General features: G+C 64.4%; 12 protein-coding genes. 4 read left to right on the top strand and 8 right to left on the bottom strand.

All coding sequences use genetic code 11. The features are described from left to right. Window positions 1-113: 113 nt before the first annotated feature. From H3H45_RS13285 to H3H45_RS13250, 8 genes are all read right to left on the bottom strand, one after another. Complete coding sequence (locus H3H45_RS13285; protein ID WP_182834221.1) at window positions 114-1,436, bottom strand: DUF3426 domain-containing protein; 1,323 nt, start codon at window positions 1,434-1,436, stop codon at window positions 114-116. A gap of 54 nt (window positions 1,437-1,490) precedes the next feature. After that, entirely contained in the window at window positions 1,491-2,369 is an 879-nt protein-coding gene (gene prmA / locus H3H45_RS13280) for a 50S ribosomal protein L11 methyltransferase (protein ID WP_182834220.1), read from the bottom strand. 144 nt (window positions 2,370-2,513) lie between these two features. Next, window positions 2,514-3,869 carry an acetyl-CoA carboxylase biotin carboxylase subunit gene (gene accC / locus H3H45_RS13275; RefSeq protein WP_182834219.1) on the bottom strand — a complete coding sequence of 452 codons (1,356 nt, stop codon included), beginning with the start codon at window positions 3,867-3,869 and terminating at the stop codon, window positions 2,514-2,516. A 17-nt stretch (window positions 3,870-3,886) separates the two neighbouring features. Then, window positions 3,887-4,348 carry an acetyl-CoA carboxylase biotin carboxyl carrier protein gene (accB, locus tag H3H45_RS13270; RefSeq protein ID WP_182834218.1) on the bottom strand — a complete coding sequence of 154 codons (462 nt, stop codon included), beginning with the start codon at window positions 4,346-4,348 and terminating at the stop codon, window positions 3,887-3,889. 27 nt (window positions 4,349-4,375) lie between these two features. After that, window positions 4,376-4,819: a type II 3-dehydroquinate dehydratase gene (gene aroQ / locus H3H45_RS13265; protein WP_182834217.1), complete on the bottom strand. Its 444-nt coding sequence runs from the start codon at window positions 4,817-4,819 to the stop codon at window positions 4,376-4,378. A 114-nt stretch (window positions 4,820-4,933) separates the two neighbouring features. Then, entirely contained in the window at window positions 4,934-6,742 is a 1,809-nt protein-coding gene (gene dsbD / locus H3H45_RS13260; protein ID WP_182834216.1) for a protein-disulfide reductase DsbD, read from the bottom strand. 118 nt (window positions 6,743-6,860) lie between these two features. Then, window positions 6,861-8,828 carry a methyl-accepting chemotaxis protein gene (locus tag H3H45_RS13255; protein WP_182834215.1) on the bottom strand — a complete coding sequence of 656 codons (1,968 nt, stop codon included), beginning with the start codon at window positions 8,826-8,828 and terminating at the stop codon, window positions 6,861-6,863. 97 nt (window positions 8,829-8,925) lie between these two features. Beyond that, window positions 8,926-10,542 (bottom strand): diguanylate cyclase, encoded by a 1,617-nt coding sequence (locus tag H3H45_RS13250; protein WP_182834214.1) that lies wholly within the window; start codon window positions 10,540-10,542, stop codon window positions 8,926-8,928. A gap of 251 nt (window positions 10,543-10,793) precedes the next feature. Here H3H45_RS13250 and H3H45_RS13245 point away from each other — a divergent pair, with 251 nt between their 5' ends. The 4 genes from H3H45_RS13245 to speA all read left to right on the top strand — a co-directional run bounded on the left by H3H45_RS13245 (window position 10,794) and on the right by speA (window position 15,078). Continuing rightward, window positions 10,794-11,861: a DUF2333 family protein gene (locus H3H45_RS13245; protein WP_182834213.1), complete on the top strand. Its 1,068-nt coding sequence runs from the start codon at window positions 10,794-10,796 to the stop codon at window positions 11,859-11,861. A gap of 3 nt (window positions 11,862-11,864) precedes the next feature. Next, complete coding sequence (locus tag H3H45_RS13240; protein ID WP_182834212.1) at window positions 11,865-12,401, top strand: NUDIX hydrolase; 537 nt, start codon at window positions 11,865-11,867, stop codon at window positions 12,399-12,401. 272 nt (window positions 12,402-12,673) lie between these two features. Then, window positions 12,674-13,045: a translation initiation factor Sui1 gene (locus tag H3H45_RS13235; protein WP_182834211.1), complete on the top strand. Its 372-nt coding sequence runs from the start codon at window positions 12,674-12,676 to the stop codon at window positions 13,043-13,045. A 119-nt stretch (window positions 13,046-13,164) separates the two neighbouring features. Then, window positions 13,165-15,078 (top strand): arginine decarboxylase, encoded by a 1,914-nt coding sequence (gene speA / locus H3H45_RS13230; protein WP_182834210.1) that lies wholly within the window; start codon window positions 13,165-13,167, stop codon window positions 15,076-15,078. Window positions 15,079-15,140: the final 62 nt, after the last annotated feature.

Here is a 15,140-nt window from a genome sequence, read left to right as displayed (position 1 = left end):
CCGCTCTCGGTGACCGGATAAAGGCTGTTTTGAACAAATTATGAGCAGCTGTCAGGTTATCGCCGAAGGGTATGTCTAGCCCTGCAAGTGCCGGAAATCCGGCGCCTGCAGGCTTATTCCGGGGAGTGGAAACTGAGGCTGTAGTTGACCGCCTTGGCGCCCGGATCGAGGATTTCCAGGGACACATGGATCGGCGTCTGCGGCGGCATTTCCGCCTGGCCGGCAAGCTCGCCGCCGAGGTATTCGCCCGGCTTGAAGCGACGACTGGCCAGCAGTTGGCCGTTGAGGTCGGCGAAGCGCAGTTCCAGCAGGGGGAAGGGTTGGGCGAAGGGCGCGCGGTTGTAAATGATCGCGTCAACCACCAGCGAATCGCGAAATTCCGGGTGGCTGCGCACCACCAGGTTGCTGCTCTTGATCTGCTCGATATCGACCTTGGACGGCAGCACGCAGCCGATTTCCGGACAAAGCTGCTCGAACCAGGGGCGGTACCGATCCTGGCGCGCCAGTTCTTCGAAGTGGTAGGCCACGTACTGGGTGGTCAGGGCGCCGGCGGCCAGCAGGTTCAGTAGGCCCCAAGCGATCCAGCGGCCCCAGGGCTTCTTGACTTGCTGCCAGTCGAGTTGCAGCGGTTCGTCTTCCAGGCTCAGCAGGCTGTCATCGCGCAGGGCTGGCTCGCTGCGCTCGGGCTTACCGGTCTGGTTGGCTGGCAGCGCGTAGTCGGTGTCGACGACTTCTTCGATAGGATCTTCGTCGGCGTCAAAGTTGTCGTTTGGTTCGTCGCGCAGGGCGTGCAGGCTGGGTTCCTGGCGCTCTTCCGGGGCGGCCGGCGCTGGCGTCGGTTCAGTTGGTGGCTGTGGCTCGGCGGCTAGCGGGCGAAAAGCCGGCTGCGGCTTGGCGGGCTTATCCTCGCGCAGCAGGGATTCGGCCCAGTCTTCGTCATGCGGGTCGCGGGCGACGCTCGGTGCCTTGAGCAGCTCGGCGCTGTTGCCAGCTGCCGGCTTGAGGGCGACGAAGGCCTGGGACAGCTGCATTTCCTGTTCTTCGAGCTTGGCCAGCTCCTCGTCGAGGTCGAGGCTGTCGAGATCGAGGTCGTCGTGGATCCACAGGGTATCGACCGGCTGCTTGTCTGCTGTGGCAGGCTTGTTCAGGCTGGTCGTCGGCGCTGGCGCGCGCTCGGGCACGGGCTTGCTCGCTGGCGGCATGCTGGGTGCGGCAGCAGGGCTCGGGGCGGCAGCAGCAGGGCGTGCCGGTGCGCTGGGCTGCGCGGCGGGCGGCTTGCTGGCGCGCGTCTGGTCGACCAGCAGTTGCTGGGCCGCATTGAACACGTGCATGCAGGCGCCACAACGCACCGCACCATGTGCCGCACCCAACTGGGCGCGGTTAATGCGGAAACTGGTGCGGCAATGGGGGCACTGAGTGACAAAACTGTCGGTCATGCGGCGATCCGTGCAAAGCGAGGCGCTAGTTTACTCAAGCTCATGCTGGCGCTACTAGCGCTTGACCCCGCTGATGCGTACCCAGCCATCCTTGATTGCGGTCGGATCGAGGGTGAAGGCGTCCTGGTAGGCGGCGCGCACTTCGTCGGCCTGCTCGGCGAGGATGCCGGACAGCGCCAGGCGCCCGCCTGGTTTGACCAGGCTGCTGATCTGTGGCGCCAGCGACACCAGCGGGCCGGCGAGAATATTGGCCACCACCACATCGGCCGGTTGCTGTGGCAGGTCTGCGGGCAGGTAGACCGGGAAGCGCGCTGGGTCGATGCCATTGCGCGAAGCGTTGTCGCGCGAGGCTTCCAGGGCCTGGATGTCGATATCAGTGCCGACCGCCTGAGGCGCGCCGAGCAGCAGGGCTGCGATGGCCAGGATGCCTGAGCCGCAACCGAAATCCAGTACGTCGCAGCCGCTGAGGTCCTGGCCGTCCAGCCACTCCAGGCAAAGTGCGGTAGTTGGGTGGGTGCCGGTGCCGAAGGCCAGGCCTGGATCAAGCAGCAGGTTGACTGCGTCCGGCTCCGGCGCGGCGTGCCAGCTCGGCACGATCCACAGGCGCTGGCCGAAGCGCATCGGCTGGAAGTTGTCCATCCAGCTGCGCTCCCAGTCCTGGTCGGCAATGTGCTCGATCTGGTGCTCGGGCAAGGCGGCGCCGGTCAGCAGTTCCAGGTGGGCGACCAGGTTGGTCGGATCGGTGTCGGCCTCGAACAGGGCCAGCAGGTGGGTGTGCGACCACAGCGGGGTAGTGCCCAGGTCCGGTTCGAAGATCGGCTGGTCTTCGGCATCCATGAAAGTCACCGAGACGGCGCCGACACCGAGCAGGGCATCTTCGTAGGTTTCCGCCTGATCCGGGGTGATGGCGAGACGGACTTGTAACCAGGGCATGGGGAAACCTCGTGAACGATGCAGCGCGATGGGGCAATTGGCCGCGCAGCTTACTTGAGGGGCGGCCCGGCTGCCACCGCAGGCGCCAGCCGGAAACGACAAGGGCTGCCCGTGGGCAGCCCTTGTCGCGTGCAGCAATGGAGCTTAGTGCTTATCCATCCCGAGTTTTTTCTCGAGATAGTGGATATTCACGCCACCCTTGTTGAAGCCCTTGTCGACCACCAGGTCACGGTGCAGCGGAATATTAGTCTTGATCCCGTCAACCACGATCTCGTCCAGGGCATTGCGCATGCGCGCCATGGCTTCGTCGCGGTCCTTGCCGTAGGTGATCAGCTTGCCAATCAGCGAATCGTAGTTCGGCGGTACCGCATAGCCGCTGTACAGGTGCGAGTCGACGCGCACGCCGTTGCCGCCCGGGGCGTGGTAGTGCTTGACCTTGCCGGGGCAGGGCATGAAGTTGTCCGGGTCTTCGGCGTTGATCCGGCACTCCAGGGCGTGACCGCGGATGACCACGTCGCTCTGCTTGATCGACAGCTTGTTGCCGGCGGCGATGCTGAGCATCTCCTTGACGATGTCGATGCCGGTAACCATTTCGGTGACCGGATGCTCGACCTGCACGCGGGTGTTCATCTCGATGAAGTAGAAACGACCATCTTCATAGAGGAACTCGAAGGTGCCGGCGCCGCGGTAACCGATCTCGATGCAGGCATCGACGCAGCGTTTCAGCACTTCGGTGCGGGCCTTCTCGTCGATGCCCGGGGCTGGCGCTTCTTCCAGCACCTTCTGGTGACGGCGCTGCAGCGAGCAGTCGCGGTCGCCCAGGTGCACGGCGTTGCCTTGGCCATCGGAGAGCACCTGGACTTCCACATGGCGCGGATTGCCGAGAAATTTCTCCAGGTAGACCATCGGGTTGCCGAACGCGGCACCGGCTTCTGTGCGGGTCAGCTTGGCCGACTTGATCAGGTCTTCTTCCTTGTGCACCACGCGCATGCCGCGACCACCGCCGCCGCCAGCGGCCTTGATGATCACCGGGTAGCCGACTTCACGGGCAATCTGCAGGGCAGTCGCTTCGTCTTCCGGCAGCGGGCCGTCGGAGCCGGGAACCACGGGCACGCCGGACTTGATCATGGCGTTCTTGGCCGAAACCTTGTCGCCCATCAGGCGGATCACGTCGGCGGTCGGGCCTATGAAGGCGAAACCGGATTTCTCCACCTGCTCGGCGAAGTCGGCATTCTCGGCGAGGAAGCCGTAACCCGGATGGATCGCAGTGGCACCAGTTACTTCGGCGGCACTGATGATCGCCGGGATGCTCAGGTAGGACTTGGCGCCAGGCGCCGGGCCGATGCACACGGTTTCGTCGGCCAAGCCCAAGTGCATCAACTCACGGTCGGCGGTGGAGTAGACGGCCACCGTCTTGATGCCCAGTTCCTTGCAGGCGCGCAGGATGCGCAGAGCGATTTCGCCACGGTTGGCGATCAGGACTTTTTGCAACTTCTGCATCGCAGGTTCCCCGCGCATCAAACGATGGTGAACAGGGGCTGGTCGTATTCCACCGGCTGGCCGTTATCCACCAGGATGGACTCGATCACGCCGCTGGCTTCGGCCTCGATGTGGTTCATCATCTTCATCGCTTCAACGATGCACAGGATGTCGCCTTTCTTCACGCTCTGGCCGACTTCAACGAAGTTGCCGGAGGTCGGCGAGGCGGCGCGGTAGAAAGTGCCTACCATCGGCGAGCGGGCCACGGTGCCATTCAGCTTGGCGGCAGCCGGGGCGGCTTCGGCGACGACCGGGGCAGCGGCGGCAACCGGGGCGGCGGCCGGCGCTGGAGCTTGAGCGTACATCGGCTGTTGCATGAAGGCAGGCTGCTTGCTGTGACGGCTGATGCGCACGGACTCTTCGCCCTCGCGGATCTCCAGTTCGTCGATGCCGGACTCTTCCAGCAGCTCGATCAGTTTTTTGACTTTACGGATATCCATAGCTTTGCAACTCCCAAGGTCAGGTCTTCAGGGGCGTTCTAATTGTTCCAGGGCAGCCTCCAGGGCCAGCCGATAACCGCTGGCGCCAAGGCCGCAGATCACTCCAACGGCTATGTCAGAAAAGTAGGAGTGATGGCGGAAGGCTTCACGTTTGTGCACGTTGGACAGGTGCACTTCGATGAATGGGATGCTCACCGCCAGCAACGCGTCACGTAATGCGACGCTGGTATGGGTGAAAGCCGCCGGATTTATCAGAATAAAGTCGACACCTTCGCCTTTTGCGGCGTGAATGCGCTCGATCAGCTCGTATTCGGCGTTGCTCTGCAGGTACAGCAGATGGTGGCCGGCGGCGCGCGCGCGCTGCTCGAGATCCTGATTGATCTGCGCCAGGGTGGTGGCGCCATAGACGCCGGGCTCGCGGGTGCCCAGCAGGTTGAGGTTGGGGCCGTGCAGCACCAGAAGGGTGGCCATGAATGTGTCCTTATTCTGTCCAATGGCGGGACTATGCCGAAAGCGCTGCAGGCTGTCCAGTTGCCTGCAGTAGCCGTCACGATGGCCGATTTTTGCGGCAAATAAATGACGTACTTACTGTTGGCGGTTGCCTGCGCGAGTCAGACGTTCGGCGAAGTCGGCGGCGCTGATCTCTCCTACGACACGCAGATCAGCCCATTCGTCACCGTTGCCGGCGAAGAACAGAATCGCCGGTGGGCCAAACAGCTGATAGCGATCGAGCAGGGCGCGCTGATCAGGACGACTTTCCGTGATATCGAAGCGGATCAGTCGATAGGCGCCGAGCTGGCGGGTCACCTCGGGGGCGGTCAGCACTTCGCGCTCGATCACCTTGCAGCTGATGCACCAGTCCGCGTACCAATCCAGCAGCAGCGGTTGGCCGGCACTTTTCGCTGCGGCCAGGGCGGCATCCAGTTCGGCCGGGCTGCTGATGGTCTGCCAGTTGCTGCTGGCCGGGGCCTGCACTTCTGCAGCCACGACGCTGGCGTTGCCGAGCGGGCGCAGCGGATCGCTGTGACCCTGCAGAGCACCCACCCAGGCGACGATGGCATACACCAGCAGGGGCAGGCCGAGCACTTGCGCGACTTTCTGGTGGTGGGTTTTCGGCGTCAGCTCCAAGGCGCCGAGCCACAGGGCGACGCCGGCTGCCAGCAGTCCCCACAGGGCCAGGCTGACCGGGCCGGGTACGACACGCTCCAGCAACCAGATCGATACCGCCAGCAACAGGGCGCCGAAGGCATTGCGCACGCCGAGCATCCAGGCCCCGGATTTCGGCAGCAGGGCGCCACCGCCGACGGCGAACAGCACCAGCGGGGTGCCCATACCCAGGCCCAGGGCCAGCAGTTTGAGACCGCCGCCGAGGGCGTCGCCGCTGGCGCTGATATAGAGCAGGGCACCGGCCAGCGGCGCTGATACGCAGGGTGAGACCAGCAGGCTGGACAGCACGCCGAGCGCCGCGGCGCTGAGCAGGGTGCCGCCATGTAGGCGCTGGCTCAGGCGCTGCAGCGGGCCATCGACCGCCTGTGGCAGGCGTAATTCGAGGAAGCCCAGGCTGGCGGCGGCGAACAGGGCGAAGAAGATCGCGAACGGCACCAGCACCCACGGCGACTGCAGGCGCGCCTGCAGGTTGAGTTCGGCACCGAACAGGCCCATCAGCGCACCGAGAATGGCGAAGCTGACCGCCATCGGCAGCACGTAGGCCAGCGACAGCACCAGGCCACGCACGCCGCCCGGTTGGCCACGCAGGACCACGCCGGTGAGGATCGGCAGCATCGGCAGGACGCAGGGGGTGAACGCCAGGCCCAGGCCACCGAGGAAGAACAGCGCCAGTTCCTTCCAGCTCCAGCCGGTCGCATTGGCTGGGGCCGTGGCGGCGGTGCTGGCAGGTTCGCTGGTAGCGCTGGTCGGTGCTGTGCTGGCGGCTGCGCCGATTTCCAGGCGCGCGGTCTCCGGTGGATAGCACAGGCCCTTGTCGGCGCAGCCCTGGTAGGTGACGTGGACGGTGAATGGCAGGTCGATGGGGTTATCCAGCGGCAGTTCGATATCGGTGATGCCGTAGTACACCTCGACATCGCCAAAGTATTCATCGTGCTTGGGCTGGCCGACCGGGATCACGGCCTCGCCCTTCGCCAGGTCGCTCGGCTCGATGCGGAACTTGAAAGCGTGGCGATAGAGGTAGTAACCCTCGGCATTGACGAAGCGCAGCTTCACCGCCGTCGGCGAATTTTCCACCAGGCTCAGATGGAAGGCTTCACCTACCGGCAAGAAGTCGGTGCTGTTGTTCAGTGGAGCGCCCAGGGGCGCATCGGGCAACTTGTCGAACAGGCCGGCGCTGGCCGGCAGGCTGAACAGTAGGAACAGAACGAAAGGCAACAGACGGCGCATGGCGGGCTCGCACGACAGACTTGCTGGGCATCATACCCAAGTCGGTGAGCCGACCCCATAAGGCCGCATGCCGCAGGGTGTCAGCGGATATTACCGGGCGACCGCCGGTGCTGCCTGACTAGCCGACGCGAAAGGCCTGCACTGCGGTATTCAGCTGCCCACCGAGCTGCAGCAACTGTTCACCCTGCTGCCGAGCTTCGCCGATATGTGCCAGGTTGTCGCTGCCGAGGCGATGGATGCGCTGGCTGTGGCCGCGAATCTCGCTGGCGGCGCCGCCCTGCTGGGCCGTGGTCTCGGCAATGCGCTCGGCCATGCTCGCAATGGTGCGGATCGCCCCGACCACTTCGTCGAGGGCACCATCGGCCTGGGCGGCCTGGCCTGCGGTGGCTTCGGCATGCTCGACCTGGGCGCGCATGGCTGCCAGCGATTGCTGGGCGGCCTGCTGCAGGCGGGCGATCAGCTGCTGGATTTCCTCGGTGGCGCCGCTGGTGCGCTGGGCCAGGGCGCGCACTTCCTCGGCGACCACGGCGAAACCGCGGCCCATCTCGCCGGCACGGGCGGCTTCAATGGCGGCGTTGAGGGCCAGCAGGTTGGTCTGCTCGGCCACGCCGCGAATGACCGTGAGCACCTGGCCGATGGTGGCGGTTTCGCTGGCCAGTTGCTCGATGGACTGGGCGTTGCCCTGTACCTTGCCGACCAGATCATGCAGGCCGGTCAGGCTCTGTTCGATCACCCGTTGGCCCTGTTCCACGGCGCGGCTGGCGGCGCGGCTGGCATCGGCGGTCTGGCTGGCGTCGTCGGCGACCTGGGCTATGGTGCCCTCCAGTTCGCCGAGGGCATCGCGGATCTGCGCGGTGTCGGCCAGCTGGCGTTCGGCGCCGCCATGCAGGCCCTGGCTCAAATCGGCCAGGGTGCGGCTGCTGCCCGCGACCTGGGCAGCGTTGTGGTGGATGGTGCCGACCAGCTCGACCAGATAGCGCCGTAGACGGTTCAGCGAGTCTTCGATATCGCGCATTTCGCGGGTCTGTGTGTTGAGCGCGATATCCCTGGCGAAGTCGCCGGCAGCCCAGGTGCCAAGTGCTGGGGCCAGGCGGCTGAGAACATTGCTCAGGCGGCGCTGAATGCGGTCGATGGTCAGGGCAATCAGCAGGATCAGGCCGATCATCAGGCCCTGGATCAGGCGTACTTCGCCCTGGATGCGTCCGTGCTCGGCGCGTACCGCCGGCTCCAGGGCCGCCAGTGCCTGCTGCAGGCCTTCGATCTTGGCCGTGCTGTCGAGTGCCAGCTGGTTGCGCTTGTCGATCAGCTCACGGGTGCGGCCCAGTTCGGCGGGGTAGCGTTTGAGCAGGCTGGCGAAGTCGCGCTTGAGGGCAATGCCGCGGTCTTCGGCCTGCTCCTGCTCGCCACTGTCGGCCAGGCCAAGCAGGGCACCGAAACTGTTGCTGCTGTCTTCACTGCTGGCGGCCACGCCGAGCAGCGGCAGGCTGTCGAGGATGCTGGCCTGCTGGCCGAGGATGGCCAGTTCGCGCTCGACATCGGCGATCAGTTCGCTGCGCCCACTGCTGACCAGTTTGCCGCGGGCATGGGCCAGGCGGCTGAGGTGCTGCGCGGCCTGGAACAGCGGCGCCTGGTAGCTGGCGGCCGCGCTGCTGGTGCTCTCGCGGGAATACTTTTCGAGCTGTTCGAGGGCTCCACTGATTTCGCGCTCGGCCTGCAACAGCAGACCTTGCGGGTCGCCGGCCAGCTTGCCGGCGGCGAGCAGGTCGTTGGCGGCGAACTGGCTGAGTTCGGCCAGGCTCGGGCGCAGCTCAGCGGCCAGTTGCGCCGGCAGGGCATCGAGGTCTTGCTCCAACTCGCCGATTGCCTGGCTGGCGGCGCTGTGGCGCAGGGCATCTCCGCTGCCCAGGTAACGCTGGATGTTGTCGGCGACCTGGTGCTGGAACTGCTGCGACAGATTGAGGTAGCGCTGCATCAGCAGGTAAGGCCGCTCCAGCGCTTGTTCCGACCACCAGAGCGTGGCAGCCAGGGCCAGGCAGGCAGTGACCAGCAGGGCGGTGGACAGATTGGTAAGCAGCTTGAGACGCATGGTGGCGGCAACCGGAAGTCTGAAACGGTGCCGTCGAGGTTATTGCGGTTTGATTGCGACTTTGTGACAGCGTGACGGGGATCACGCTGCTACGTGCTCAATCGAGGTGAATTTCCACCCGGTTACGCCCGCCATGCTTGGCCACATACAGGGCCTCGTCTGCCTGCTTGGACAGCTCTTTGCCGTCCAGCTCGCCGCGCAGTTCGGCGATGCCGCAACTGAAGGTGCAGGAGAGATCCTGGGGCTGCGCCGGGTAGATGATCTCGGAGAAGCGCTGGCGAATCTCGTCGAGCACCTTGGCCGCGGTTGCGGCGTCGGTGTCCGGCAGAACCACGGCGAACTCTTCGCCACCGTAGCGGCCGATATGGTCGGTCTTGCGCAGGCGCTGCTTGAGGAACAGCGCCAGGCTCTTGATCACCCGGTCGCCCATGGGATGGCCGTAGGTATCGTTGACCCGCTTGAAGTGATCGATGTCGAGCATGGCGAAGCTTAGCGGCTGGCCGTCGCGACGGGCGCGGAAACGTGCGTCTTCCAGTAGCTGCAGGGTATGGGTGTGGTTGTACAGCCCGGTGAGGCTGTCACGCACCATGCGCGACTTGAGATTGCGTGCGCGGCTGGCGCGGTTGCGCACGGTGGCGATCAGGTGGCGCGGCTTGATCGGCTTGGTCAGGAAGTCGTCGCCGCCCTCGCTCATGGCGTCGAGCTGCTTGTCCAGATCGTCCTCGGCGGAGAGGAAGATGATTGGCACGCTGACATAGCGGTCGTTGTGGCGGATCACCTTGGCCAGTTCCGGGCCGTTGCAGTCGGGCATGTACATGTCGAGGATGATCAGGTCCGGCTGGAAATCGGCCAGCTCGGCCATCGCCTGGATCGGTTCGGTGAGGGTGCGGGTAACGATGCCGGCGCTGTTCAGTACGCGCTCGGTATGGGTCGCCTGGGCTCGCGAATCATCGATGATCAGCACCTTGTACGGGTCGTACTGGGAAACGTGGGTGAGCACCTCGATGCGCTCGATCAGGCTGGAGGCGTCCAGATTGCCAGTGAAGAACTCCTGGCCGCCGGCGCGGACTGCGGCCAGACGGGTTGGCGTGTCGGTGTCTTCGTGACTGAAGAACAGCAGGGGCAGTTTCTGCTCCAGGCCCTGTTGAGCTTCGCTGGCCAGTTGCAGGCCAAGACCCGGGGCGGCGAAATCGACCTCCATGAGGATGGCGGCCGGATGGCGTTCGGTCATGGCGGCGCGGAAGGCATTGGCACTGTCCAGGGCCTGGGCGGTGAGGCCGAAGAATTCCAGCTGCTGTGCCAGGCGCTCGGCGCGCTCAAAGTCCTGCAGGGCCAGGTACACCGGTTTGCGCAGCGGCGGCAGGAAAGTCTGCTCGAACTGGTCGCCATGGCGCAGACCGGTACGTGACAGGCGTTGCATCAGTTGGTTGAGTTCGGTGATCAGCTGGCTGTTGAGGCGTCCGCGATTGGCCTCCACGGCGCTCAGGCAGTTACCGATGCTGGCGGCCAGTTGCACATGCACGGCCTGCTCGAAACGTTCGGCGTAGCGCAACAGGCCAAGGTTGGCCTCGACCAGTTCGGCCATGTCGATGGCATTCCACTCGGCCTGTTGCAGGCGTTGCCAGACTTCCAATACCTGGCGTGCCTGATGGATGACACGTTTGGCAAAGTGCTGCTTGAGACGGTCGCGGCTCGGGTCTTCTTGCTCGATCATGGCCTGCAGTCTTCTCGTACCCTAGGCGGGTGGAATGATGGCCCCATGCTACCACTGGGAGGGAAAGGCGCTATAACCGTCGATCATCTGACGCCAACCTTCCATCTTTTGGCGGTTTTGCCCGCTTTTAGTTCACTGCAGGCTCCGCGGCGCTGCGTTTGCCTCTAGGCTTCGCTATATAGTGCAGGGCCGGCAACTTCAGGTCTGGGTAGTGGTCGGTAATTCGAGAAAGACGATTTAAGGATAAGGTCATGCTGGATTGGAAGAAACGCACAGAGGACCTGCGCGGCAGCGTCGACGATTCGGTTGATGATGTTCGCAGCTATTTCGGTGGCTTGTGGCTGAGCCGCACCCTGGGCAGTCTGTTAGCCATCTATCTGTTGGCGGCGCTGGGGATTGGCTGGTACTGGAGCCAGGAACCCGCGCTGTTCCCAGTACAGCAGCAGGCCCAGGCCGCGGCCGAGAAAGCGCAGCGCAAGCTGGTGGCCGGCTACACCACGGTGGAAACCCTCAAGCAGGTCTCCAGCACGCTGCTCCACAAGCCGGGCGGCTACCTGTCCAACGACATCGCCCCGCCCGGCCTGTGGCTGGACAACATGCCAGCCTGGGAGTACGGCGTGCTGGTCCAGGTGCGTGATCTGTCGCGTGCGCTGCGCAAGGACTTTGCCCGCTCGCAGTCGCAATCCACCGAAGACCCGGATCTGGCCAAGGCCGAACCACGCTTCAACTTCGACAACAAGAGCTGGGCGCTGCCGGCCTCCGAGGCCGAATACGCCGAGGGGATCAAGTCGCTGGATCGCTACCTGGCGCGCCTGGCCGATCCGAGCCAGCCCAATGCGCAGTTCTATGCCCGCGCTGACAACCTCAACAACTGGCTGGGCGATACCGCGACCCGTCTCGGCTCGCTGTCCCAGCGCCTGTCTGCCAGCGTCGGCCGGGTGCGCCTGAACACCGATATGTCGGACAAGGTGCCGGTCGTCGGTGAGGCCGTGCCGCTCAGCGAGGAGGAAGTGAAGACGCCCTGGCTGCAGATCGACAACGTGTTCTACGAAGCCCGTGGCCAGGCCTGGGCGCTGTCGCACATCCTGCGCGCCATCGAGGTGGACTTCGCCGACGTGCTGGCGAAGAAGAACGCCACCGTCAGCGTGAGGCAGATCATTCGTGAGCTGGAGGCGGCGCAGGAGCCACTGTGGAGCCCGATGGTACTCAACGGCAGCGGCTATGGCGTACTGGCCAACCACTCGCTGGTGATGGCCAACTACATCTCGCGCGCCAATGCGGCGATCATCGATTTGCGTACCCTGCTGACCCAGGGCTGAGGCATGCCGATCTCCACCGAGGAAGCGGCGCACCGTGCCGCTTCCGATGCCGAGCGTATCGCCTGGGTCGATGCGCAGGACTGCCTGCTAGGTAGTCTGCCGCGTGCCGAACTGCGTGAGCGCGGGCTGATCGGCCGTGGCACCTTCATCCTGCTGTTCAATGCTGCCGGTGAGCTGTGCGTGCACCGACGCACCCTGAGCAAGGCCATCTACCCCGGTTACTGGGATGTGGCGGCCGGCGGCATGGTGGGCGAGGGCGAAAGCTATGCAGAGTCGGCGGCGCGCGAGCTGCAGGAGGAGCTGGGCATCGCCGGCGTCGAACTGCGCGAGCATGGGCGCTTCTTCTTCGATCAGCCGGACAATCGCCTGTGGTGTGCAGTGTTCTCGGCCATCTCCGATGCGCCGCTGGTGCTACAGCCGGAGGAAGTACTGGAAGCCCGCTTTCTGCCACTGGCGCAGGTGCTGCGTGACACCGAGAGCAAGCCCTTCTGCCCCGACTCGCTGCAGGCCCTGCGCAGCTACCTGGCTGCTCTGGCCTGAACCGCTGCAACCCTTGTCTGGCGTGGCTTTGTGCAGTTTTCTGGGCGTCTTTGTGCAGGATGCCGAACGAGGGCGGGCAAAGGTCGCCAATCCATCGATCATTGGCGCAATTACATACTTAGCAAGGCCAATCTTTGCCGTTACACTGCGCGACCTTTGAAACCGGGTTCCCAGCCCGGTTGCGCTGCCCCTGCCAGAGTGGGGCTTCGCGGTCGATGCCTCAGGCACTTGTCGACCAGTCGCTATCCTGACCAACCCAAGAGGAAAAGCCGGTGGTCAAGAAAGCTTCGTCATTCTCCGCCTTGAGCGGTCTCGTCTACTCCACCGACAGCGGTCGGCACTGTCCCGACTGCAGCCAGCCGGTGGACGCCTGTATCTGCAAGCAGAGCCGGATTCCCGAAGGAGACGGCATCGCCCGTGTGCGCCGGGAAACCAAGGGCCGGGGTGGCAAGACGGTCACCACCATCAGCGGCGTACCGCTTGCCGAAGAGCCGCTGAAAGAATTGGCCAGTGCGCTGAAGAAACGCTGTGGCTGCGGTGGCGGACTCAAGGATGGGGTCATCGAGATCCAGGGCGACATGGTCGACCTGCTCCTCGAAGAACTCGCCAAGCGCGGTTTCAAGGCCAAGAAATCCGGCGGCTGAGCCGGCGCCTCCTAAACTTCTCGATGGGGCAGTGGGTCCACTCTCCGTCATTCGTCATGATTCGCTTCTAACCTGTTGCCCGACCAAGCAGCTGGTCCTTTCTATTGCAGGAGACCCCGATGGCCGCAAGACGCACACGCAAAGACGACGGTAGCCAATGGACAGTCGCGGACAGCCGCAGCGTATATGGCATCCGCCATTGGGGCGCCGGCTTCTTCGCGATCAATGACGAAGGCCGCGTGGAAGTCCGCCCGAATGGCCCGCAGAGCGCGCCTATTGACCTCTATGCCCAGCTCGACGGCCTGCGCGAAAGCGGCCTGTCGCTGCCCTTGCTGGTGCGCTTCCCGGACATCCTGCAATACCGCGTGCGCCAGCTGACCGGCGCCTTCGACGCCAGCATCGCGCGCCTGGAATATCAGAACCGCTACACCGCGCTGTATCCGATCAAGGTCAACCAGCAGGAAGCGGTGGTGGAGAACATCATCGCCACCCAGGACGTGTCCATCGGCCTGGAAGCCGGTTCCAAGCCCGAGCTGATGGCCGTGCTGGCCCTGGCGCCGAAGGGCGGCACCATCGTCTGCAACGGCTACAAGGACCGCGAGTTCATTCGCCTGGCCCTGATGGGGCAGAAGCTCGGCCACAACGTGTTCATCGTCATCGAGAAAGAGTCCGAGGTGCAGTTCGTCATCGACGAGGCGGCCGAACTCAAGGTTGCCCCGCAGATCGGCCTGCGCGTGCGCCTGTCGTCCCTGGCTTCGAGCAAGTGGGCCGATACCGGCGGCGAGAAGTCCAAGTTCGGCCTGTCCGCCGCGCAGCTGCTGTCGGTGGTCGAGCGCTTCAAGCAAGCCGGCCTGGACCAGGGCATCCGCCTGCTGCACTTCCACATGGGTTCGCAGATCGCCAACATCGCCGACTACCGCAAGGGCTTCCGCGAGGCCATCCGCTACTACGGCGAGCTGCGCGCCCTAGGCCTGCCGGTCGATCATATCGACGTTGGCGGCGGCCTGGGCGTCGACTACGACGGTACCCATTCGCGCAACGCCAGCTCGATCAACTACGACATGGAAGACTACGCCGATGCCGTAGTCGACATGCTCAAGGAGTTCTGCGATCGCCAGGACATCCCCCACCCGCACATCTTCTCCGAGAGCGGCCGGGCGATGACCGCGCACCACGCGGTGTTGCTGGTGCAGGTGACCGACGTGGAGAAACACCACGACGAAGTGCCGCGCATCGACAGCAGCATCGAGCAGCCGGAAGTGCTGCAGGTGCTGATCGACCTGCTCGGTGACAGCGACCCGGAAATGGTCGCCGAGACCTACTGGCGGGCCACCCACTATGTCAGCGAGGTGGCCGCGCAGTACTCGGCCGGCAAGCTCGACCTGCCGCAGAAGGCCCTGGCCGAGCAGTGTTACTTCGCCATCTGCCGGCGCCTGTACAACCAGCTCAAGGCCCGCCAGCGCTCGCACCGCCAAGTGCTCGACGAGCTCAACGACAAGCTGGCGGACAAGTACATCTGCAACTTCTCGGTGTTCCAGAGCCTGCCGGACACTTGGGCCATCGGCCAGATCCTGCCGATCCTGCCGCTGCACCGCCTGGACGAAGAACCGCTGCGCCGTGCCGTGCTGCAGGACCTGACCTGTGATTCCGATGGCAAGATCAACCAGTACGTCGACGAGCAGAGCATCGAGACCAGCCTGCCGGTGCATGAACTGCGCGACGGCGAGGACTATGTGCTGGGGATCTTCCTGGTCGGCGCCTACCAGGAAATTCTCGGCGACATGCACAACCTGTTCGGTGACACCGACTCGGTGAATATTTACCAGAATGCCGACGGCACGTCCTACCACGCCGGCATCGAGACCCACGACACCATCGAGGACATGCTGCGCTACGTGCACCTGTCGCCCGAGGAGCTGATGAGCCACTACCGCGACAAGGTGGCCAGCGCCAAGCTCAGCCCGCGCGAACGCACCCAGTTCCTCGACGCCCTGCGTCTGGGATTGACTCGTTCGTCCTATCTGGCGACCTGAGTCGGCGGTTCTTGCCGTTGCTGCACAGATGAAAAAGCCCGGCGCATGCCGGGCTTTTTTGT

Origin of the sequence: Aquipseudomonas guryensis, assembly GCF_014164785.1 — a bacterium.
Lineage (GTDB): Bacteria > Pseudomonadota > Gammaproteobacteria > Pseudomonadales > Pseudomonadaceae > Aquipseudomonas > Aquipseudomonas guryensis.
Note: the sequence above shows the minus strand (reverse complement) of the source record. Positions and strands in the feature narration are given on the sequence as shown.